The organism is Microbacterium meiriae, assembly GCF_040685015.1.
Lineage (GTDB): Bacteria > Actinomycetota > Actinomycetes > Actinomycetales > Microbacteriaceae > Microbacterium > Microbacterium meiriae.
In genome coordinates this window covers 1,231,617-1,252,647 of the sequence record NZ_JBFBHD010000002.1, presented here as the reverse complement: position 1 = coordinate 1,252,647, position 21,031 = coordinate 1,231,617, and the positions used below count along the sequence as shown (strand labels likewise).

Here is a 21,031-nt window from a genome sequence, read left to right as displayed (position 1 = left end):
ATCATGACGACACGGATGCTGCTCCTCGCCGATACGCACGTCCCGAAGCGGGCGAAGCGGCTGCCGGACGCGGTGCTGCAGGCCATCGACGAGGCCGACGTCGTCGTGCACGCGGGGGACTGGGTCGATCTCCCCACCGTCGAGCTGCTCCGGTCCCGCGCGCGCGTGCTCCACGGTGTGCACGGCAACAACGACGGCCCCGAGATCCGCCGGGTGCTGCCGGAGATCGCGCGGTTCACCGTGGAGGACACCGCCGTCGCCGTCATCCACGAGACGGGCGCCGCGACCGGGCGGGAGAAGCGGATGGATCTCGCCTTCCCCGATGTCGACGTGCTGATCTTCGGACACTCGCACATCCCCTGGGACACCGTCACGCCGAACGGTCTGCGGCTGCTCAACCCGGGCTCTCCGACCGACCGGCGTCGACAGCCCGTGCACACGATGATGCGCGTCGTGGTCGACGGGCGCGATGTCGAGGCGACCCTCGTGCCGCTCCCATGACGGACGATGGCCCCGGCGAACCGCTCGCCTACCGCGCACCGATGCGCTCTCGCGACGATGCCGTCGCGCCGGGAGTCGCGGTCGAGCGTGCGCTCGCCGAGGGCGTCTGCGGCATGGGTGGGCGGCTCGACAGCACGCCCGGCTCTCTGACTGCGGCGCTCGCCGCCGTCGACGCCCGCCATGGAGAGCGGGCCGCGCGGCGGCTGGAGCGCTTCGCGGCGCTTCCGACGGGAACCCTCGTCTGGACCAGGGACGTCGACGGACTCTTCTGGCTCGGGCGGCTGACGGGACCGTGGCGCTACGACGACGATCCGGCCGCGGTGGCGGCAGACCTCGTGCACGTGCGCGCCTGCACCTGGTCGTCGAGCCCGGTGGCGGCTTCCGACGTCCCGCCGGGCGTCACCGCCACGTTCGCCCGCGGGGGACGCAACGGCCAGCGCATCCGTACGGATGGGGCCGGGGAGCAGTCGTCCGCGCTCTGGGAGCGCAGCCGGCGCTGATCCGCGCGTCAGCGCCAGATCGCGGCGATGGCGGCGTTCACGGCCGTGAGGATGCCCACGAGCCAGAAGATCGCGGGCGGCACGACCTGGTCGCGCTTCTGGCGCGCCGTGCCGATGCCGAGCAGGGCGCCGATCACGAGGAGGATGACGAGCTTCGTGCCGATCTTGGCGTAGTTCATCTCGACGCCCTCCGGGAGGCCCCACGGGGCGGCGAGGGCGAGGCCGGCGACCGCGGCGATCGTCATGCCGATGGTCATCAGACGCGTGAACACCCGCTTGCCGCCGAACGCCTGCGCCGCCCAGGCCCCGAAGAGCACGGCGAAGCCGATGAGGTGGACGAAGAGCACGATGTGGCGCAGGGTCTCCATGCCCTCACCGTACGAGAGCGCGGCATTCCGCGCCACCAAGGCACGCCTGACCTCGCGCCCGCGATCGGGCGCGAGGCGGAGGGGAATCAGCCGCGGAGCTCGCGGATCACGAGGGCAGTGCGCAGCGCCGCGTCCGCGGCCTCCGCGCCCTTGTCCTCCTTCGAGCCCTCCAGGCCCGCGCGGTCCAGTCCCTGCTTCTCGTCGTCGAGCGTGAGCAGCCCGAACCCGACCGGCTTGCCGGCGTCGAGGGAGACGCGGGTGAGGCCGTCGGTCGCCGCCGCCGAGACGTACTCGAAGTGCGGCGTGCCGCCGCGGATGATGACCCCGAGGGCGACCACCGCATCCGCACCGCCCGCGAAGGCGGCCTGCGCGGCCACGGCGAGCTCGAACGAACCGGGCACCCGCACCAGGCGATGCGTCGCTCCGGCCTCGTCGAGCACCCGCTGGGCGCCGGCGATCAGGCCGTTCGAGATCACCTCGTGCCAGGTGCCGGCGATCACGACGACCTCCAGCCCCCGCCCGTCGATGTTCCCCGTCTTGGGTGCTCCGGCGCCGCTCATTCCTCGTCCTTTCCTGCCGCGAGGGCCTCGGCGAGCTCTGCTTCGCCGATGATGTGGCCCATGCGGTCGCGCTTGGTCTCCAGGTACTGGTGGTTGTTCGGTCCCACGCCCACGATCAGCGGCACCTGCTCGACGACGTCGAGGCCGAGCTCACGCAGCTTGTTCACCTTGTCGGTGTTGTTGGTGAGCAAACGGACCTTCGAGACCCCCAGATCGGTGAGGATCCCGGCCGCCGCCGCGTAGTCGCGGGCGTCCGCCGGGAGGCCCAGTGCCAGGTTCGCGTCGACGGTGTCCAGGCCGTCCTCCTGCAGGCTGTAGGCGCGCAGCTTGTTGATGAGACCGATGCCTCGGCCCTCGTGTCCCCGCATGTAGATGACGATGCCGCCCTCGCGGTCGATGGCGTCCAGCGCGGCATCCAGCTGCGGGCCGCACTCGCACTTCTGGGACCCGAACGCCTCGCCGGTCAGGCACTCCGAGTGCACGCGCACGAGGGCGGTCTCGGTCGGCTCGCCCGATACGACCGCGATGTGGTCGGTGCCGGTGACGCGGTCCTTGTAGGCCAGGAAGCGGAACGTGCCGTGGTCGGTGGGCACGGTGGCGTCAGCACGGAGGCTCACCCGGCGACCGCGCTGGGCGGCCGGGGTCGCCCCCTCCGGGTCGATCTCGTTGAGGTGTGCGATGAGCTGCTCGATCGTGATGACCGGCACGCCGTCGCGGGCGCCGAGTTCGAGGAGCCCGGGAAGCCGCATCATGCTGCCGTCCTCGGCGACGACCTCCGCGATCGCGCCGACGGGCCGGAGGCCGGCGAGCTTCATGAGCTCGACCGCGGCCTCGGTGTGACCGCTGCGCTCGCGCACGCCGCCGTCCACGGCCCGGAGCGGGAGCACATGGCCGGGGCGGATGATGCTCGTCGCCGTCGAGTCGGGGTTCGCCAGCACGTTGAGGGTGCGGGCGCGGTCGCTGGCGCTGATCCCGGTCGTCACCCCTTCCGCGGCGTCGACGCTGACGGTGTATGCGGTGGAGCGCGCGTCTTCGCTGGCCGCGACCATCGGCGGGAGGTTGAGGCTGTCCGCGAGGTCGGTGGGCATCGGCGCGCAGATGAACCCGGAGGACCAGCGCACGGTCCAGGCGACCCACTCGGGTGTGGCGAGTTCGGCGGAGAGGACGACGTCGCCCTCGTTCTCCCGATTCTCGTCGTCGGCCACGAGCACGGGGCGTCCTGCGCGCAGCGCCTCCAGGGCTTCGGGGATGGTTGCCAGGCTCATCGCGAGCCCCCTTCCGGTGCGGCGCGGAATGCGAGCAGTCGCTCGACGTGCCGCGCGAGGATGTCGGTCTCGAGGTTCACGCGGTCGCCGACCGCGCGGGTGCCGAGGGTGGTCGCCGCCAGGGTCTCCGGGATGAGCGACACCTCGAACCAGTGCCCGCCCCCGGTGCCCGAGCCCTCCTGGGTCCCTGAGCCCTCCCGGGTTCCTGAGCCCTCCTGGGTCCCTGAGCCCTCCTGGGTCCCTGAGCCTGTCGAAGGGGTCGAAGGGCTCACTGCGCTCACCGTCAGCGAAGTGCCGTCGACGGAGATGGAGCCCTTGTCGACGACGAGCGGCGCGAGGTCGTCGGGAAGGCTGATGCGCAGGACGCTCCACTGCGCGCCGGGGCGCACCTCGAGCACGGTGCCGGTGCCGTCGACGTGGCCCTGCACGATGTGCCCGCCGAGCCGCGCCCCCACGGGCATCGCCTTCTCGATGTTGACCCTGGTGCCGACGGTCGCCGCTCCGAGGGCCGCGACGTCGAGCGTCTGCTTCATGACGTCGGCGTCGAAGGTCTCGGCGGTGGAGCCGACGACGGTCAGGCAGACGCCGGAGACCGCGATCGACTCGCCGTGCACGGCGTCGGCAGCGGCCTTCGGGGCGCGCACCGTGAGGCGCCAGCCGTCGCCCGACTCCGCGATGGCGGTGATCTCGCCGATCTCCTCGATGATTCCGGTGAACATCAGAGGGTTCCCTCCTTCTCCGGGCCGGTGCGGTCCGGGTCGTCCGCGTCCGCAGGATGCGCGATCGCGAGCAGGTCTGCGCCCAACGGCAGCCACTCGTCCACGACGAGGCGACGTGCCTGGTCGATCGAGCGGACACCGACGTCGGTCACGGCCAGGCGGCTCCCGCCGAGCAGGACGGGGGCGACGTATGCGAGCACGCGGTCCGCGAGCCCGGCGGAGAGGAACGCGCTGGCGAGCGTCGGGCCGCCCTCCACGAACAGCGTCTGGATGCCGCGCGCGTGCAGCTCGGCGAGGACCGCCGACAGGTCGTGCGTGTCGAAGAACAGCGGCGTGTGCGGATGACGATGCACCGCCGCATCCGCAGGGGTGGCCCTGGTGCCGATGACGACCGGGACGGGCTGGTGCGGCAGGAGCTCGTCGCCGGCGCGGGCGGTGAGCGCGGGGTCGTCGGCGAGCACGGTGCCGGTACCCACCGCGATCGCGTCGGCCTGGGCGCGTCGCCGGTGCACGTCGGCGCGGGCCTCCGGGCCAGTGATCCACTGACTGGAACCGTCGTCCGCCGCAGCCCTGCCGTCGAGGCTCTGCGCCCACTTGACGGTCACGTGCGGACGGCCGAGGCGCGACGCGGTGAGCCAGTCGCCGATCACGGCGCGGGCCTCGGTGGCTCGCTCGCCGGACTCCACGCTCACGCCCGCGGCGCGCAGCCGCTCCGCGCCGCCGCCGGAGACCTCACCGGGGTCGTCGAGCGCGTAGACGACCCGCGTCACGCCGGCCTCGATGAGCGCGAGCGCGCAGGGGCCGGTGCGACCGGTGTGGTTGCAGGGTTCCAGCGTCACGATCGCCGTCGCGCCCCGTGCAGCGCCCGGTGCGAGCTTCGAGAGGGCGTCGACCTCGGCGTGCGGGGTGCCGGAGCCCCGATGCCAGCCTTCGGCCAGCACCTCGCCGTCGGGGGAGAGGATCACGGCGCCCACCTGCGGGTTGACCCCGCGCGGGCCGCGGGTCGCGAGGGCGAGCGCACGATCCATCGCACGGAGCTCTGTCGCGGTCACTGCCATCCGTCGTCGTCCTCTCTGCGGCTCGGGGTCGCTGCAGGCTGGCGGAACGGACGCACGCGCGTGCGCCTCGTGCTGCCTCCCTTCCGGACTAGCGAGGTGTCCCTCGCATCACCGTCGGTTCCGGAATTCCACCGGATCGGCATCCCGATCACTCGGAACGCTCGCGGACTGTCACCGCCGGTTCGGATTCCCACCGACCCCGGAGCACGTTGCTGCTCTGAGTGTACTCAACGCGTCTGCGCCCGTTTCATTCCGTGGCAGGGGCCGTGCCCGGCCCTCACTTGAGCAGGCGGGACAGTCGCCGGTCGGCGAGGACCTTGCCGCCGGTCTGACAGGTGGGGCAGTACTCCAGCGAGCGGTCGGCGAAGAAGACGCTGCGCACCTCGTCGCCGCAGACCGGACACGCCTCGCCCCGGCGGGCGTGTACCCGCATGCCGCGGCGCTTGGCGTCCTTGAGGTCGGCCGGAGGTTTGCCCGCGGCAGCAGCGACGGCCTCGGCGAGGGTCTCCTGCATCGCCGCGAACAGCCGGTCGATCTCGGCGTCGTCCAGCGTGCCGGCGATGGCATACGGCGACATGCGGGCTGCATGCAGGATCTCGTCGGAGTAGGCGTTGCCGATACCCGCGATGACGCCCTGGTCGCGGAGCAGCCCCTTGATCTGCATCCGGCGGTCGTCGAGCAGCGCGGCGAAGGCGTCGCGGGTGAAGGACGGGTCGAGCGGATCGGGGCCGAGGCGGGCGATACCCGGCACCTCGGCGGGGTCGCGGACGACGTACACGGCGAGCGACTTCTTCGTCCCGGCCTCGGTCAGGTCGAAGCCACTGCCGTCGTCGAGGGCGATCCGCAGCGCGATGGGCGACTTGCCCGGCTTGAGGAGCGTGGTGGGCAGGGTGTCGTACCAGCGCAGCCATCCCGCCTTCGCCAGGTGGAAGACGAGGTGCAGCTCGGGCCCGCAGGACAGCACGACGAACTTGCCGCGGCGCTCCGCCCCGGTGATCGACGCGCCTTCCAGCGCCGAGATCGGCGGGTCGTAGGTCTTCAGCGCGGCGATCGCGGCCACGGAGGCACGGGTGATGGTGCGTCCGGTGGTGCGCTCGCCGAGGAACGCGACGAGTCCTTCGACCTCCGGCATCTCAGGCATGCAGCCATCCTGTCACCGGGGTCCGACGCTGTCACGCGTGGCGTGCGCTCAGAGCACCGGCCACTCCACCGGCGTCCGGTCGTCGTCGCGCAGCAGCCCCGCGAGCCAGCCGTCGTCCCGACCGCGCTGGCTGGTGAGGCCCTGACGCATGGTGCCCTCGAAGCGGAAGCCGAGGGCGCGGGCGGCGCGGGCGGAGGGGACGTTGCCCACGACGGCCTGCCAGCGGATTCGGGCGAGGCCGAGCTCCGCGAAACCCCAGTCGAGCACCGCGCGCGCGGCCTCGACGAGGTAGCCGCGGCCGCGTGCGTCGGCGACGACCCAGTAGCCGAGCTCGGCATGACCCCCGGCCGGATGCTCCCCGATGTGGTGGAGGCCGACCATGCCCACGAGGACGTCGTCGGCGTAGACACCCCAGACGGTCTGCGAGCCGTCCTCCCACCACTGCTCCACGAGGGCGACGAAGTCCTCCGCGTCCTGGCGGAAGTAGGGGGAGGGCACCGTCGTCCACCGCCCGATCTCGGGGTCCTGGCAGGCCTCGGTGATCGCGTCGACGTCGGCCTCCGTCGGAGCGTGGAGGACGAGTCGTGCGGTGGTGAGGGTGACCGGAGGCATCCCTCCAGCCTAAGACGCCCGACCCGGCCCCTTCGGTCCGCCCCGGCCCCTTCCGCGCGTCCGTAACGGGGTGGGAGGCACGGAAAGGGGTGGGACAGGGAGAGTCGACCGCAGTGTCCGTGGGCGCGATTAGGCTTGTCCGGTGACTGTTCCGGGGATTCTGCGCGCCTTGGAAGAGGCGTCTCTGTATCGTGACGCTCTCGCTTGGGCGCACACCGACGCCGACCTCGGCCTGGTCGACGGGCTCGACGCGCCCGTTCTCGCCGGTCTGCTCGCCAAGCGTGCGGCGGCCGGCCACCCGGCGGCGCTGCTGGCCGTGGTGCCCACGGGGCGCCGCGCGGAATCGGTCGCGCAGGCCCTGGAGACCTACGTCCCGGATGCCGAGGTGCTCACCTTCCCGGCCTGGGAGACGCTGCCGCACGAGCGCCTCAGCCCCAGCCCGGACACGGTCGGCCTGCGACTGCAGACCCTGCGCCGCGTCGCCGAATGGAGAGGCGAGCGCCCTCTCGTGGTCGTCGCCTCCGTGCGCGCCGCGCTCCAGCCCATCGCCGGGAACCTCGGCGACATCGTGCCGCTGGAGCTGACGGTGGGCAGCCGCGGCAACGAGCTCGACCACGTCGCCGAACAGCTCGTGGAACGGGCCTACTCCCGCGTCGACATGGTGTCGCGACGGGGCGAGTTCGCCGTCCGCGGCGGCATCCTCGACGTCTTCCCTCCCACGTCCGAACACCCGTACCGCGTGGAGTTCTTCGGCGACGAGATCGATCAGATCCGCGCGTTCTCCGTGGCGGACCAGCGCTCTCTGCCCGGCGACGTGCCAGGCGTCGACCTCCCGCCCAGCCGCGAGCTCCTGCTCACCGCCGAGGTGCGGGAGCGGGCCAGGGCGCTCATCGGGGGCTTCCCCGCCATCAGCGGCATGCTCGAGAAGATGGCCGAGGGCATCCCGGTCGAGGGCATGGAGTCGCTGCTGCCCGCGGTCGCCGGTCCCCTCAAGTCGCTCGTCGAGTACCTGCCCGAGGGCACGGCGACCGCCGTCATCGACCCGGAGCGCTCGACCGCCCGCGCCCTCACCCTCGGCGAGACGAACCGCGAGTTCCTCGACGCCGCCTGGAGCGCGGCGACCTCGGGAGCCTCGGCCCCCATCGACCTCGGCGCCGGCGACTTCCTCACCATCGCCGATCTGCGCGAGGTCGTCCGCGACCGCGGCGGCGTGTGGTGGCGCCTGAGCCCCTTCGGGATCGGCGACGCGACCGCGGAGAGCGTCGAGGCGGCCACCGTCATCCCCTCCTTCCACGGCAACGTCGACGGCGCGATCGCCTTCGTCGACGCGAAGGTCGCCGACGGCTGGCGGGTGGTCGTCCTCGCGACCGGACACGGCCTCGTCGACCGTGCCCGCGACGTGCTCTCCGACCGCGGCATCGCGGCCCGGGTGGTGGAGTCGATCGCGGACGCACCGGACCCGGGGGTCGCGACCCTCACGGTGGGCGGGGTCGAGGCCGGCTTCCAGGTGCCCGAGGCGAAGCTCGCCGTCCTCACCGACAACGAGTTCTACGGCCGCACGATCGGCGGCGACCAGCGCGTCGTCAAGAAGCTCGCGTCCCGTCGGAAGAACGTCGTCGACCCGCTGCAGCTCAAGCAGGGCGACTTCGTGGTGCACGCCACGCACGGCATCGGCCGGTTCGTCGAGATGACCCAGCGCGAGGTCTCCACCGGCGGCCGCAACGCCGCGAAGTCGATCCGCGACTACCTCGTGCTGGAGTACGCGCCGTCCAAGCGCGGCTACCCCGGCGACAAGCTGTACGTGCCCACCGACCAGCTCGACCTCCTGTCGAAGTACGTCGGCGGCGAGGCCCCGACGCTGTCGAAGATGGGCGGCAGCGACTGGGCGCAGGCCAAGGGCAAGGCGCGCAAGGCGGTCCGCGACATCGCCGTCGAGCTCGTCAAGCTCTACTCCGCCCGGATGAGCGCCAAGGGGTACGCCTTCGGCCCTGACACCCCCTGGCAGCGCGAGCTGGAGGAGGCGTTCCCGTTCGCGGAGACCCACGACCAGCTGCAGACCATCGACGAGATCAAGGCCGACATGGAGCGGCCGATCCCGATGGACCGGCTGCTCTCGGGCGACGTCGGCTTCGGCAAGACCGAGGTCGCGGTCCGGGCGGCGTTCAAGGCCATCCAGGACGGCAAGCAGGTGGCGATGCTCGTCCCGACGACCCTGCTCGTGAAGCAGCACCTCGAGACGTTCACGGAGCGCTTCGCCGGGTTCCCGGTCAAGGTGCGGCCGCTGTCGCGGTTCCAGACCGACAAGGAGGCGCGGCTCACCCTGCAGGGCCTGCTCGACGGCTCCGTGGACATGGTGATCGGCACGCACCGCATCCTCACGGACCAGGTGCTGTTCAAGGACCTCGGCCTCATGATCATCGACGAGGAGCAGCGGTTCGGCGTCGAGCACAAGGACGCGCTGAAGAAGATGAAGACCAACGTCGACATCCTCGCCATGAGCGCCACCCCGATCCCGCGCACCCTGGAGATGGCGGTCACCGGCATCCGCGAGATGTCGACCCTCGCCACGCCGCCGGAGGATCGGCACCCGATCCTCTCGTTCGTCGGCCCCCGCAGCGACAAGCAGATCGCCGCCGCCATCCGCCGCGAGATCCTCCGAGAGGGCCAGGTCTTCTTCGTGCACAACCGCGTGCAGTCGATCCAGCGCGTCGCGGCGGAGCTCGCCGAGCTGGTCCCCGAGGCGCGGATCGCCGTCGCGCACGGCCAGATGGGCGAGCACGCGCTGGAGCAGGTCGTCGACGACTTCTGGGAGCGCAAGTTCGACGTCCTGGTGTCGACCACGATCATCGAGACCGGCCTCGACATCTCCAACGCGAACACGATCATCATCGACCGCGCCGACAAGTACGGTCTGAGCCAGCTCCACCAGCTCCGCGGACGCGTGGGTCGCGGACGGGAGCGCGCCTACGCGTACTTCCTCTACGACGACATGAAGCCGCTGAGCGAGACCGCGGCCGACCGGCTGCAGACCATCGCGGTCAACAACGACCTCGGCTCCGGTATGCAGGTCGCCCTCAAGGACCTCGAGCTGCGCGGTGCGGGCAACCTCCTCGGCGCCGAGCAGGCCGGACACATCGCGGGGGTCGGCTTCGACCTCTACCTGCGCATGATCGGCGAGGCCGTCGCGACCTTCCGGGGCGAGGAGGTCGAGACCGGGCAGGAGCTCCGACTCGAGCTGCCGCTCGACGCCCGCATACCGGAGGACTACATCGACAGCGAACGCCTCCGGCTCGAGGCGTACCAGAAGCTCTCCGCAGCCTCGGCCGCGACCGCGAAGGACGACGCCATCGACCTCGTGGTGGAGGAGCTCGTCGACCGGTACGGCACGCCGCCGGAGGAGGTCACCGGACTCGTGTCGATCGCGCGACTGCGGCGCCGGGCGGCCAGGGCCGGGCTCACCGACGTCGTGGCCATGGGCTCGAACCTGCGCCTCGCGCCCGCCCGCCTCGAGGACTCGATCAAGGTCCGGCTGCAGCGGCTCTATCCGAAGGCGAAGCTCGTCTCCGGCGGGGAGGCTCTCGTCGTGCCGATGCCCACGGTGCCCGCCGCGGTCGGCGTGGGCGTGGAGCCGCTGCCCGACGCGGAGCTGCTCGCCTGGGTCGACCAGCTGTTCACCGCCATCTTCCCCGAGCCCGCCAAGCCCGAGTGACCCGGCCGGCGGTCGCGGCCGCCTCCGCCGTGCACGACTGCGGAGCCCGCGGACGACACGCCGTCGCCGGCGGCTCGGGTCCGGCGTGTCGGTGATGATCTCCGAAGTCGTGCACGCCGCAGACGCCGGGGGCTAGTCTGGCCGCATGTTGTACGAGCACCTCGGGGCTCGCCCCCGCATCCACGACACCGCCGTCGTCGCTCCCACCGCCGTCATCTCCGGCGACGTGGAGCTCGGACCCGGCTGCCAGGTGCTGCACGGCGCCGTCATCACCGCGGAGGGCGGCCCCATCACCCTCGGGGCGCACGTCATCGTCATGGAGAACGCGCTGATCAGGGCGACCGCGGCCAACGCCGTCCACATCGGGGCGCACACCCTCGTCGGCACGCTGGCGAGCATCGCGGGGGCCACCGTGGGCGAGGAGGTGTTCTTCGCGTCCGGGGCCCGGGTCTTCAACGGAGCCCTCGTCGGGGACCGCTGCGAGGTGCGGGTCAACGCCATCGTGCATCGCCGTGCCGTGCTGCCGTCGGGGACGGTGGTGCCGATCGGCTGGGTCGCGGTGGGGGATCCGGTGCAGCTGCTCTCGCCCGACAGGGACGCGGAGATCGCGGCGGCACAGCCCGAGCTCGACTTCCCCGGACACGTCTTCGGCGTCGACCGGGACACTCCCGACCTCATGGTCCAGCTCACGGAGCGCTACGGCAGCTCCCTCGCGCGGCACGCCGACGACCGCCAGGTCTGACCGCACACCCTTCGAATCGTCCGATTGGTCGCATTCCGGCCGGATTCACGACCAATCAGGCGATTCGAACCGGGTCAGATGACGCCCTGGGCGAGCATCGCCGCAGCGACGCGCTCGAAGCCGGCGATGTTGGCGCCGGCCACGTAGTCGCCGGGGACTCCGTGACGCTCGGCGGCCTCGAAGGCGGCACGGTGGATGTCGCCCATGATCTCGCGGAGCTTGTTCTCGCTGTCGCCGAAGCTCCAGCGCTGCCGCGAGGCGTTCTGGCTCATCTCCAGCGCCGAGGTCGCGACACCGCCGGCGTTCGCGGCCTTGCCCGGGGCGAACAGCACGCCCGCCTTCTGGAAGGCCTCGACGGCCTCGGGCACACACGGCATGTTGGCGCCCTCGGACACGGCGCGCACGCCGTTGGCGATCAGGGCCTCCGCATCGGCGAGACTGACCTCGTTCTGGGTGGCGGAGGGCACCGCGATGTCGACCGGCACCTCCCACACGCTGCCGCTCTCCACGAAGCGGGCGCTGGGGCGGCGGTTCGCATACTCGACGATGCGGGCGCGCTCGACCTCCTTGAGCTGACGCAGCAGGTCGAGATCGATGCCCGCATCGTCGACGACGTAGCCGGAGGAGTCGGACGCCGTGACCGCGGTCGCGCCGAGCTGGGCGGCCTTCTGGATCGCGTAGATCGCCACGTTGCCGGAGCCTGAGATGCCGACGCGCTTGCCCTCGAGGGAGTCGCCGTGCACGCCGAGCATCTCCTGCGCGAAGAACACCGCGCCGTAGCCCGTGGCCTCCGTCCGCACCTCGGCGCCGCCCCACCCGGTGCCCTTGCCCGTGAACATGCCGGACTCGTGGCGGTTGGTGACCTTGCGGTACTGGCCGAAGAGGTAGCCGATCTCGCGGCCGCCGACGCCGATGTCACCCGCGGGGACGTCGGTGTGCTCGCCGAGGTGCCGGTAGAGCTCGTTCATGAACGACTGGCAGAACCGCATGACCTCGGCGTCGGACTTCCCGTGCGGGTCGAAGTCGGAGCCGCCCTTGCCGCCGCCGATGCCCTGACCGGTGAGCGCGTTCTTGAAGATCTGCTCGAAGCCGAGGAACTTGATGATCGAGAGGTTGACCGACGGGTGGAACCGCAGGCCGCCCTTGTACGGGCCGAGCACGGAGGAGAACTGGATGCGGTACCCGCGGTTGACCTGCAGCTTTCCGGCATCGTCGACCCACGGCACGCGGAACATGATCTGCCGCTCCGGCTCGACCAGGCGCTCCAGGATCCCGCCGTCCACGTATTCCGGGTGGCGCTCCAGCACCGGGGCGATGGAGTGCAGCACCTCGTGGACGGCCTGGTGGAACTCCGGCTCGTGCGGGCTGCGTGCCAGCACCGTGTCGAAGACGGGCTGCACGGAGGCGGCGAGCGGGTGGAAGTCGGTGGGGGTGGTGACGGTCACGCGGGAGGGCTTTCTGATGGGGGATGGGGTGCGGGCGATCGTGTCGCGCGCGAAAGCAGAGCCGGGTGAGGCGGAGGTTTCACTCTAGCGTCGGCGACGAGGGCCTCCGCGCACGCGGAGGGAGGGCTCGGGTCACCCGGTGTTCTGCAGGCCGGCGGCGACCCCGCTGACGGACAGGAGGAGCAGGCGCTGCTGTTCGGCGTCGGCCCCCGATCCCTCCGGCTGCTCCGGCGCCGACCGGAGAGCGCGGAGCGCCCGCAGCTGCAGGAGCGAGAGGGCGTCGACGTACGGGCTGCGCAGCTGCACGGCCCGCTGCAGCACGGGCTTGTTCTCCAGCAGGCCCTCGCCACCGGTGAGGCGGATGACCCAGCGGCGGGTGAGCGCGAGCTCGTCGAGCACCAGGGCGGCGAGGTCGTCGCGGTCGCCGAGGGCGAGGTACTGCCGGGCGATGCGCTCGTCGGTCTTGGCGAGGCTCATCGCGACGTTGTCGACCATCGTGCGCAGCAGCGGCCACTCGCGGTAGGCCTCCGCCAGCAGCTCCTCGTCGCCGACGGCCTCGAGCGCGGTGCCGAGCCCGAACCAGCCCGCGAGGTTGATACGGGCCTGCGTCCACGCGAACACCCAGGGGATGGCCCGGAGGTCCTCCAGCGACTCGACCGAGAGGCCGCGGCGGGCGGGACGCGAGCCGAGCGCGAGCAAACCGATCTCCTCCATCGGGGTCACGGTGGCGAACCACGGGGCGAAGCCCTCGGCCTTGACGAGCGCGAAGAACCGCTCGCGCGAGGCGGCGTCCATGGTTGCGGCGACATCGGCGTAGCGGGCTGCTGCGCTGCTGGTGCGTTCCTCGACCGTGGGGGACGAGGCGAGCAGCGTCGCCGCGGCGACCTGGTCGATGTGCCGCATCGCGATCGCGGGCTCGCCGTAGCGGGCGAAGATGACCTCGCCCTGCTCGGTGAGCTTGAACCGGCCGTCGACCGAGTGCGGGGGCTGCGCGAGGATCGCCGAGTTCGCGGGACCGCCGCCGCGGCCGAGCGCACCGCCGCGGCCGTGGAAGAGGGTCAGTTCGATGCCGGACTCCTGCGCCCAGCGGGCGATCTTCTCCTGCGCCGTGTACAGCGCCAGGTTCGCGGCGACGGGCCCGACGTCCTTGGAGGAGTCGGAGTAGCCGAGCATGACCTCCAGCCGGTTCCCTGTTGCGGCCATCCGCTCGCGGAACTCGGGGAAGGTGACGGCCTCGGCGAGGATCTCCGGGGCGGCCTGGAGGTCGGCGAAGGTCTCGAACAGGGGCACGACGTCGAGCACCGGGGCGTCGTCGCCGAGCGCGTGGCGGGCGAGGCGGTGCACGTTCGCGAGGTCGGAGGCCGCCTGTGTGAAGGAGACGACGTAGCGGCCCGCGGCGCGAAGCCCCCGGTCGCGCTGGATGTCCGCGATCGCGCGGAACACCTCCAGCACCTCCTCCGTCTGCGTGCTGATCGCCCCGCCGGCCTCCAACTCGGCCAGAGCCTTCGCGTGCACCTGGGAGTGCTGGCGCACCTCGAGCTCCGTGAGGTGGAAGCCGTAGGTCTCGACCTGCCAGATCAGGTGCTGCACGCCCCCGAAGGCGTGGCGGCGGGCTCCGGCGGCGACGAGGGAGGACTGCACGGCGCGCAGCTCCGCGAGCAGCTCTTCGGGACCGGTGTAGCCCTCGTCGTCTCCGCGGCGGGTGGCCGCCACGCGGCGGGCCATGACGAGGACGACACGGCGGTGCGGCTCGTCGGGCGAGCGGGCTGCGAGTTCGTCGGCGACCGCCGGCTCTGCGGCCGCGAAACGCTCCCAGAGCGCGATGACTTCGGTGCTGGGCGGGGTGTCGTCGGCGGCGAGCGTGAGGGTGCGGCCGATCCGGTCGAGTGCCCGCTCGAGCCCGCGGAGCACGTGGTCGGAGGCGATCTGCGAAGCCTCACGGGTCACGGCGGCGGTGACGAACGGGTTGCCGTCGCGGTCGCCGCCGACCCAGGAGCCGACACGCACGAACGCGGGGACGACCGGAGCGCTGGCGCCGGACTCCTCGCCGCGGAGGGCGTCGTCGATCCGGCGGTAGACGTGCGGGACCGTGGTGAACAGCGTCTCGTCGAAGACGCCCATGACGGTGCGCACCTCGTCGGTCGGGGAGGGCTTCTGTGCGCGCAGCGGCGCCGTCCGCCAGAGGGTGTCGATCTCCTCGAGCATCCGGCGGCGGGCCCGGTGCTCCTCGGAGCCGCCGGCGCTCGCCGCGTCGTGCTGGGTGAGCAGCTCGGAGAGGCGGCGGATGCTCGACGAGACGGCGCGTCGACGGGCCTCGGTCGGGTGCGCCGTGAAGACCGGGTGGAAGCGCAGGCCGTCCAGACGCCGGCGGGCCTCGTCGTCGCCGACCTCCTCGCGCAGCCGCGCATACGCCCCCGCGACCGTGTCCGTCGCCTGGGTCCCTGAGCCTGTCGAAGGGCCCGAGCCTGTCGAAGGGCCCGAGCCCCCCTGGGTCCCTGAGCCTGTCGAAGGGCCCGTGCCCCCCTGGGGCCCTGAGCCTGTCGAAGGGCTCGGCTGTCCCGCCCGCTCCCGGAGCACGCGCACGCGCTGGTGCTCCTCGGCGAGGTTCACGAGGTGGAAGTAGCAGGTGAACGCCCTGGCGACCTCGTCGGCGCGGGCGATCGTGAAGGAGTCGGCGATCGCCGCGGCGCGGTCGAACGCGTCCGAGCTGTGGTCCTCGTAGGCCTGGATCGTCGCGAGGCGCAGGCGCTCGACGTCCTCGAAGAGGTCGTCGCCGCCGGCTTCGCGGAGCACCTGGCCGAGGAGCTGGCCCAGCATCCGCACGTCGGAGCGCATGGCATCGGGGATGCCGCGACCGGCTTCGAAACGACCGATCACGCGGATGGCCTCGGTGGGCGTCGGCTCGGAGAAAGCGGGGGAATCGGGGATCACCCTCCGAGAGTAGCCGGGTGGATCGGGGTGTCCCGCACGCATGACGACCGTGTGACATCCCGGCCTACGATGGACGGGATGCGCATCACAGCGAACCCCCTCCGCGGGCAGCAGTTCCCCGCCGTCCTCCTGCTCGTGGCCGCCGGCCTCGGCCTCCTCTTCGCGAACCTGCCCACGCACGACGCGATCGCCGGACTGCTGGAGACGCATCTCGCGGTCCCGGGGACGGCGCTGGACCTCTCGATCGCGCACTGGGTGTCGGACGGCCTGCTCGCGATCTTCTTCCTCGTCGTGGCGATCGAGCTGCGGCACGAGCTCACCCACGGCGAGCTCGACTCCCCGCGGAAGGCTGTGCAGCCGGCCATCGCGGCGACCGGCGGCGTGCTCGTGCCGATCCTCGTGTACCTGCTGATCGCGGGCGGGCCGGAGACGGCGTCGGGCTGGCCGATCCCGACCGCCACCGACATCGCCTTCGCCCTCGGCGTGCTGGCGATGTTCGGTCGCGGCCTGCCCTCCCGGGTGCGGGTGTTCCTGCTGGCCCTTGCGATCCTCGACGACATCATCGGCATCATCTTCATCGCGGTGCTCTTCGCGCACGACGTGCAGTGGCTCCTCTTCGGTCTCGCGATCGTCGGGGTGGCCGTGTTCTGGTTGCTGAGCCGCCTGCTGCATGCGACCGGCCACACACTCGTCGCTGTCGCGATGGCCGTCGTCGGCGTCGTCACGTGGGGCCTCGTCGCCTCGTCCGGCATCCACGCGACCATCGCCGGCGTGATGCTCGGCCTCGTCATGGCGCCGGTACCCGCCGGACGCACCCGGCATGCGCTGGAGCCGACCGTGAACGGGGCGATCCTGCCGCTGTTCGCGTTCGTGGCGGCGTTCGTCGTGATCCCGGCGGTCTCGCCGACGGCCCTGTCCCCGGCGTTCTGGGCGATCGTCGTAGCGCTGCCGGTCGGGAAGATCATCGGCATCTCCCTGTTCGGCTGGCTCGCCATGCGCATCCGGCCGAAGGGCGCCGACCCGGCTCTGCCCTTCGCGGACATCGTCGCCGCTGGCGCCCTGGGCGGTATCGGGTTCACCGTCTCGCTCCTGCTCGCGAACCTCGCGTTCGAGGGCGATGCGGTCATCCGGGACCAGGCGATCCTCGGCGTCCTCGTGGGGTCGCTGCTCGCGCTCATCCTGTCCGGCATCGTCGTCACCCTGCGCGCCCGGTGGTACCGTCGCGCTGCGCCCATTCCCGCGTGAGCCGGAGTCCGGAGGAAGCATGACCAGCGAGCAGCGAGGACCCGAGGGCATCGATGATCCGCTGCGTGCGGCCGCGGAGACCATGCGCACGGTGCGGGAGCGGTGCGTGTGGTCGCAGCGCATCACGCATCGCGATCTCGTGCCGTACCTCATCGAGGAGTCCCACGAGGTGATCGACGCGGTCGAGGACGGGTCTCGCGCCGACCTCCGCGAGGAACTCGGCGATCTGCTGTGGCAGGTGCTCTTCCACGCCGCCATCGCGGCGCAGGATCCGGACGACCCCTTCGACATCGACGATGTGGCCCGCACGCTCACCGAGAAGATGGTGCGGCGGCACCCGCACGTGTTCGGCGACGAGGTCGCGGAGACGCCGGAGGAGGTGCTCGTGCACTGGACCGCGGCGAAGGCGGCGGAGAAGCGCACCCGCCGCAGCGTGCTCGACGGGATCCCGCGCGCGATGCCGGCCCTCGCCCGCGCCCAGAAGATGTCGGGCCGTGCCGCCGGTGCCGGCGTGGTGCCCACGCATCCGTCCGCCCTGCGCCCGTCTTCGGAGGAGGAACTCGGCGATGCCCTGCTCGCACTCGTGGACACCGCCAGGGCCGAGGGCTGGGACGCGGAGCGCGCGCTCCGGGAACGGCTGACGCGCCTGGAGGACGAGGTCCGCGCCGCCGAGGCCGGCTGACGCGACGCGGACACCGCCGCCGACCTGGGAAGATGGACGGGTGGCTACCGTGAACGCGCCGCGCGGCATGCGCGACTTCCTCCCCGCCGACAAGGCCCGCCGTGAGCGGGTGCTCTCCGTCATCCGCGACCGCTATCGCGCGCACGGATTCGATGAGATCGAGACCCCCGTGGTCGAGGAGTACGACCGGCTGCATGCCGGCATCGGCGGCGACAACGAGAAGCTGTCGTTCAACATCCTGCGCCGCGGCCTGGATGCGGAGGCCATCCGCGCCGCTGCCGATGACCCCGCCGAGCTCTCCGATCTCGGCCTGCGCTACGACCTGACGGTGCCGCTCGCCCGCTTCTACGCGAGCAACCGCGGGCAGCTCCCCGGTGTCTTCCGGTCCATCCAGATCGGGCCCGTGTGGCGGGCCGAGCGCCCGCAGAAGGGGCGCTACCGCCAGTTCGTCCAGTGCGACATCGACATCATCGGCGACGCGTCGGCGCGCGCGGAGGCCGAGCTGCTGGCGGCCTCGCTCGACACCGTCGACGCGCTGGGTCTGGAGGGCGCGAGCGTGCGGATCAACGACCGCCGCGTCCTGGAGTGGATGCTCGAGCACTTCGGCTTCACCGAGGACGAGCGCCCGCAGGTGCTGATCACGATCGACAAGCTCGACAAGATCGGACCGGAGGGCGTGGCCGCCGAGCTCCGCGAGCGGGGGGCGACGGCCACGGCGGTCGACGCGTTCCAGGCCTTCCTCGGTCGCCCGCAGACGCTCGAGTACCACCCGTTCGGCGACAGCCAGATCCGCAAGGCGCTCCCGGACGGCGCGCCGGACGAGCTCGTCGCCCACCTTGTCGGCATCGGCGAGGCGGTCGCGGCGGGGCGCGGGCAGGACGACATCCCTCTCGTGTTCGACCCCTTCCTCGTGCGGGGCATGGGCTATTACACGGGGACCATCTTCGAGCTCGCGCACCCCTCCGTGACGTACTCGCTCGGCGGCGGTGGACGGTACGACGGCATGATCGGCCGGTTCCTGCAGCAGGAGGTCCCCGCGGTGGGCTTCTCCCTCGGCTTCGAGCGCCTGGTCGACCTCGTCTCGACGGATCCGGCGACCGCCGCGCAGGCCATCGTGCTCGTCCACGACGCCGCCGTCCCCGTGGCGGAGCTCGTGGCGCACAAGACGGCTCTCGTCGCCAAGGGCGCGCGGGTGCGACTCGAGCAGCGGACGAAGAACCTCAAGGCGCTGCTGGAACGGTCGGCGGCGGACGGGTACACGCACTTCGCGAGCGTGCGACCGGGAGACGACGAGCTCGAGATCAAGACGCTGGCCTGAGTCGCCCCCGTCGGAAGACGCGTTCACCGGGCGTTCACGGCGGTCGGCTCGAATCGGGCCGTGCGCCGCCTGCCTCTCTTCACCGTCATCGCGCTCGCCGCGGCCCTGCTCGTGGGCGCCCGCACGGTCCTCGACCGGCAGGCCGCCGTCGCGCGCCGGCGCATCGGGAAGCCGCTGGGGGAGCAGTCGCTCGACGCCGACCGTGTCTGGCGCCCAGGGCTCGAGGGCGAGCCGCTCGACCTCCTGCTGCTGGGCGACTCCCTCGCCGCCGGGCTGGGAGCGGCACGGCGGAAGGAGACCCTCGGGGCGCGGCTCGCGAAGGCGACGGCACGCCGACTCGGGCGTCCGGTGCGGCTGCGCACCGCCGCGGTCGTGGGCGCGGAGTCGCGGGATCTCGCCGGGCAGATCTCCCGGCTCCCCACGGACTATCGCCCCGACGTCGCCGTGATCGTGGTCGGCGGAAACGACGTCACCCACCGCCTCCCGCCCGCGGAGTCGGCACGGCATCTGCGCGAGGCCATCGTCAGCCTGCACGCGCTCGGCGCCCGCGTCGTCGTCGGCACCTGCCCCGACCTCGGCGCCCTGCGTGCCGTGCCCCAGCCGCTGCGCCGCATCGCCTCCGGTCTGTCCCGGCGGCTGGCCGAGGTGCAGGCGGAGGCGGCAGGCCGAGAGGGCGCGGAGACGGTCGACCTGCGGCGCGCCGTGGGGCCGATGTTCTTCGACGAGCCCGAGGAGATGTTCAGCCTCGACCGCTTCCATCCGAGCGCCCTCGGCTACCGCCGCACCGCGGAGGCGCTGCTGCCCGCGGTCGAGCGCTCCGCCGTGGCCGCTTTCAGCTCTCGGCGCCCTCCGGTGCCGCAGTGAAGGAGGCAGCCCACGCGGCCACCCGTCGGGCGCTCTCCTCGTCGGACAGATCCTCCACGCGCGTCATGATCGACCACCGCACGCCGAACGGGTCGCGGATGCTCGCGTAGCGGTCGCCGGAGACGAACAGGGACGGCGCCTCGCGGACGGTCGCCCCCGCCTCGACGGCGCGCGCGACGACGGCGTCCACATCCGGGACGTAGAGGCCCATCGAATAGCAGTCGTCGTCGCCGGAGGGGGCGGGCACGAGGTGGTACTCGGGACTGGGTTCGCCGAGCTGCAGCCGGCCGAGTCCGAAGTCGAGGTCGGCGTGCGCGACGGTGCCGCCGAACTCCGTGACGTCGACCACGCGGGCGCCGAAGACGTCCCGGTAGAACTCGACGGCGCGGGCGGCGTCGGGGATCGCGAGGAAGGGGGTCAGCGAGGTCGCGCTGTGGGGGCGGCCGTCGGTCGTGTGCGCGCCGGTCACGCCGGCCGGGGGTGTCTGATCCGTCATGTCGCCACGGTAGGACGGGGAGGGCGACAGCCGCTTGAAGATCCGCGACACGTCCTCGACGACACGTCGGTGGCGCGCTCTACGCTGGGGGCCATGGTGGACCGGACGCGCGGAGTGCTCTACCCCGCGCGGCTGCCCGCGTTCCATCGGCTGCCCCCGCCCGAAGACGCCGCCGCGCTCGTCGCCTGGTTCTGGATCCCGGAGTGGAGCCTTCCGGAGGGCGAGGTGTCCCGGCAGGAGATCGTCGCGTATCCGGCCGTCAACCTCGTCGTCGCCCCCGAGGGCGTGTCGATCTCGGGCGCCACGACACGGGCGTCGACCAGGGAGCTGCGGGGGTCGGGGTGGGCTGTCGGCGCTCTCCTGCGCCCGGCGGCCGTCGTGGCCCTCACCGACGACGCGCCGGGTCTGATCGACGCGGAGCGGTCCTTCGACGCCCCCGATCTGCACGAGGGGGTGACGGCGGCGATGCGGTCACAGCCCGGGCGACGGGAGCGCGCCGTCGCGGTCTTCTCCGCGTGGCTGTCTCAGCGCGTCGGCCCGGTCGGCGCGGTGGGGCGGCAGGCCAACGCGATGTTCGACGTGCTGCTGGGGGAGGGGGCGGCGCTGACTCCGGAGGAGGCGGCGACCCGACTCGCGGTCTCGGTGCGCACGCTGCAGCGGCTCACGCACCGCACCGTCGGGCTCTCGCCGGGCGCGATCATCCGCCGCCGCCGGTTGCAGGAGGCGGCACAGCGTCTCCGCGAGGAGCCGGAGACGGATCTGACGTCGCTCGCCGCCGCGCTGGGGTACGCCGACCACGCCCATCTCACGCGCGACTTCGCGGCCGTCCTCGGTCTGCCACCCCGCGACTATCGCGCGGGTGTCTCCGGCTGAGA

General features: G+C 72.2%; 19 protein-coding genes and 1 riboswitch. Of the genes, 9 read left to right on the top strand and 10 right to left on the bottom strand.

Annotation, left to right across the window (positions count from 1 at the left end; translation table 11 throughout):
• The first annotated feature begins 3 nt into the window (after nucleotides 1-3).
• Both AB0N68_RS14520 and AB0N68_RS14515 read left to right on the top strand, forming a co-directional pair.
• Nucleotides 4-501, top strand: coding sequence for a metallophosphoesterase family protein (locus AB0N68_RS14520; protein ID WP_280567471.1), 498 nt, complete (start codon nucleotides 4-6; stop codon nucleotides 499-501).
• Nucleotides 502-542: 41 nt separating this feature from the next.
• The gene (locus AB0N68_RS14515; RefSeq protein ID WP_280567469.1) at nucleotides 543-1,001 is read left to right on the top strand and encodes a GAF domain-containing protein; all 459 of its coding nucleotides are present in this window, start codon (nucleotides 543-545) and stop codon (nucleotides 999-1,001) included.
• 8 nt (nucleotides 1,002-1,009) lie between these two features.
• On the opposite strand, the gene AB0N68_RS14510 is transcribed toward AB0N68_RS14515, so the two are convergent.
• From AB0N68_RS14510 to AB0N68_RS14480, 7 genes are all read right to left on the bottom strand, one after another.
• Nucleotides 1,010-1,369 (bottom strand): Fe-S protein, encoded by a 360-nt coding sequence (locus AB0N68_RS14510; protein ID WP_187663559.1) that lies wholly within the window; start codon nucleotides 1,367-1,369, stop codon nucleotides 1,010-1,012.
• Nucleotides 1,370-1,455: 86 nt separating this feature from the next.
• A complete protein-coding gene (ribH, locus tag AB0N68_RS14505) occupies nucleotides 1,456-1,929 on the bottom strand; it encodes a 6,7-dimethyl-8-ribityllumazine synthase (protein WP_025103903.1) in 474 nt (157 codons plus the stop codon).
• Nucleotides 1,926-3,194: a GTP cyclohydrolase II gene (gene ribA, locus AB0N68_RS14500; RefSeq protein WP_187663560.1), complete on the bottom strand. Its 1,269-nt coding sequence runs from the start codon at nucleotides 3,192-3,194 to the stop codon at nucleotides 1,926-1,928. Before ribA ends, ribH begins: the two co-directional genes overlap by 4 nt.
• Nucleotides 3,191-3,913 (bottom strand): riboflavin synthase, encoded by a 723-nt coding sequence (locus tag AB0N68_RS14495; protein WP_259952112.1) that lies wholly within the window; start codon nucleotides 3,911-3,913, stop codon nucleotides 3,191-3,193. The genes ribA and AB0N68_RS14495 overlap by 4 nt, the downstream gene beginning before the upstream one ends.
• Nucleotides 3,913-4,971 (bottom strand): bifunctional diaminohydroxyphosphoribosylaminopyrimidine deaminase/5-amino-6-(5-phosphoribosylamino)uracil reductase RibD, encoded by a 1,059-nt coding sequence (gene ribD / locus AB0N68_RS14490; protein ID WP_313366430.1) that lies wholly within the window; start codon nucleotides 4,969-4,971, stop codon nucleotides 3,913-3,915. Before ribD ends, AB0N68_RS14495 begins: the two co-directional genes overlap by 1 nt.
• Nucleotides 4,972-5,037: 66 nt before the next feature.
• A riboswitch (FMN riboswitch) is annotated at nucleotides 5,038-5,182 on the bottom strand.
• Nucleotides 5,183-5,248: 66 nt separating this feature from the next.
• The gene (locus AB0N68_RS14485) at nucleotides 5,249-6,112 is read right to left on the bottom strand and encodes an Fpg/Nei family DNA glycosylase (RefSeq protein WP_187663563.1); all 864 of its coding nucleotides are present in this window, start codon (nucleotides 6,110-6,112) and stop codon (nucleotides 5,249-5,251) included.
• A gap of 48 nt (nucleotides 6,113-6,160) precedes the next feature.
• Entirely contained in the window at nucleotides 6,161-6,724 is a 564-nt protein-coding gene (locus AB0N68_RS14480) for a GNAT family N-acetyltransferase (RefSeq protein WP_187663564.1), read from the bottom strand.
• A 142-nt stretch (nucleotides 6,725-6,866) separates the two neighbouring features.
• On the opposite strand from AB0N68_RS14480, the gene mfd reads away from it, so the two are divergent.
• The gene (gene mfd, locus AB0N68_RS14475; protein WP_313366431.1) at nucleotides 6,867-10,433 is read left to right on the top strand and encodes a transcription-repair coupling factor; all 3,567 of its coding nucleotides are present in this window, start codon (nucleotides 6,867-6,869) and stop codon (nucleotides 10,431-10,433) included.
• A gap of 145 nt (nucleotides 10,434-10,578) precedes the next feature.
• The gene (locus AB0N68_RS14470) at nucleotides 10,579-11,175 is read left to right on the top strand and encodes a gamma carbonic anhydrase family protein (RefSeq protein ID WP_025103909.1); all 597 of its coding nucleotides are present in this window, start codon (nucleotides 10,579-10,581) and stop codon (nucleotides 11,173-11,175) included.
• Between the two features lie 74 nt (nucleotides 11,176-11,249).
• On the opposite strand, the gene gdhA is transcribed toward AB0N68_RS14470, so the two are convergent.
• Together gdhA and AB0N68_RS14460 are read right to left on the bottom strand one after the other, a co-directional pair.
• Complete coding sequence (gene gdhA / locus AB0N68_RS14465; RefSeq protein WP_280567457.1) at nucleotides 11,250-12,620, bottom strand: NADP-specific glutamate dehydrogenase; 1,371 nt, start codon at nucleotides 12,618-12,620, stop codon at nucleotides 11,250-11,252.
• 132 nt (nucleotides 12,621-12,752) lie between these two features.
• On the bottom strand, nucleotides 12,753-15,455 hold the full coding sequence (locus tag AB0N68_RS14460; protein ID WP_396654831.1) for a phosphoenolpyruvate carboxylase: 2,703 nt from the start codon (nucleotides 15,453-15,455) through the stop codon (nucleotides 12,753-12,755).
• Nucleotides 15,456-15,629: 174 nt separating this feature from the next.
• Between AB0N68_RS14460 and nhaA the strand changes: the two genes are divergently transcribed.
• The 4 genes from nhaA (at nucleotide 15,630) to AB0N68_RS14440 (ending at nucleotide 19,660) form a co-directional block, all read left to right on the top strand.
• Entirely contained in the window at nucleotides 15,630-16,796 is a 1,167-nt protein-coding gene (gene nhaA, locus AB0N68_RS14455) for a Na+/H+ antiporter NhaA (RefSeq protein WP_259952122.1), read from the top strand.
• Nucleotides 16,797-16,815: 19 nt separating this feature from the next.
• Nucleotides 16,816-17,478: a nucleoside triphosphate pyrophosphohydrolase gene (locus AB0N68_RS14450; RefSeq protein ID WP_259952124.1), complete on the top strand. Its 663-nt coding sequence runs from the start codon at nucleotides 16,816-16,818 to the stop codon at nucleotides 17,476-17,478.
• A gap of 67 nt (nucleotides 17,479-17,545) precedes the next feature.
• Nucleotides 17,546-18,796, top strand: coding sequence for a histidine--tRNA ligase (hisS, locus tag AB0N68_RS14445; protein WP_259952193.1), 1,251 nt, complete (start codon nucleotides 17,546-17,548; stop codon nucleotides 18,794-18,796).
• Between the two features lie 60 nt (nucleotides 18,797-18,856).
• Nucleotides 18,857-19,660 (top strand): SGNH/GDSL hydrolase family protein, encoded by an 804-nt coding sequence (locus AB0N68_RS14440; RefSeq protein WP_259952126.1) that lies wholly within the window; start codon nucleotides 18,857-18,859, stop codon nucleotides 19,658-19,660.
• Here the strand turns inward: AB0N68_RS14440 and AB0N68_RS14435 are convergent.
• Nucleotides 19,629-20,156 carry a VOC family protein gene (locus AB0N68_RS14435; protein WP_259952128.1) on the bottom strand — a complete coding sequence of 176 codons (528 nt, stop codon included), beginning with the start codon at nucleotides 20,154-20,156 and terminating at the stop codon, nucleotides 19,629-19,631. The genes AB0N68_RS14440 and AB0N68_RS14435 overlap by 32 nt on opposite strands.
• A gap of 93 nt (nucleotides 20,157-20,249) precedes the next feature.
• On the opposite strand from AB0N68_RS14435, the gene AB0N68_RS14430 reads away from it, so the two are divergent.
• Complete coding sequence (locus AB0N68_RS14430) at nucleotides 20,250-21,029, top strand: AraC family transcriptional regulator (protein WP_313366432.1); 780 nt, start codon at nucleotides 20,250-20,252, stop codon at nucleotides 21,027-21,029.
• Nucleotides 21,030-21,031 lie beyond the last annotated feature (2 nt).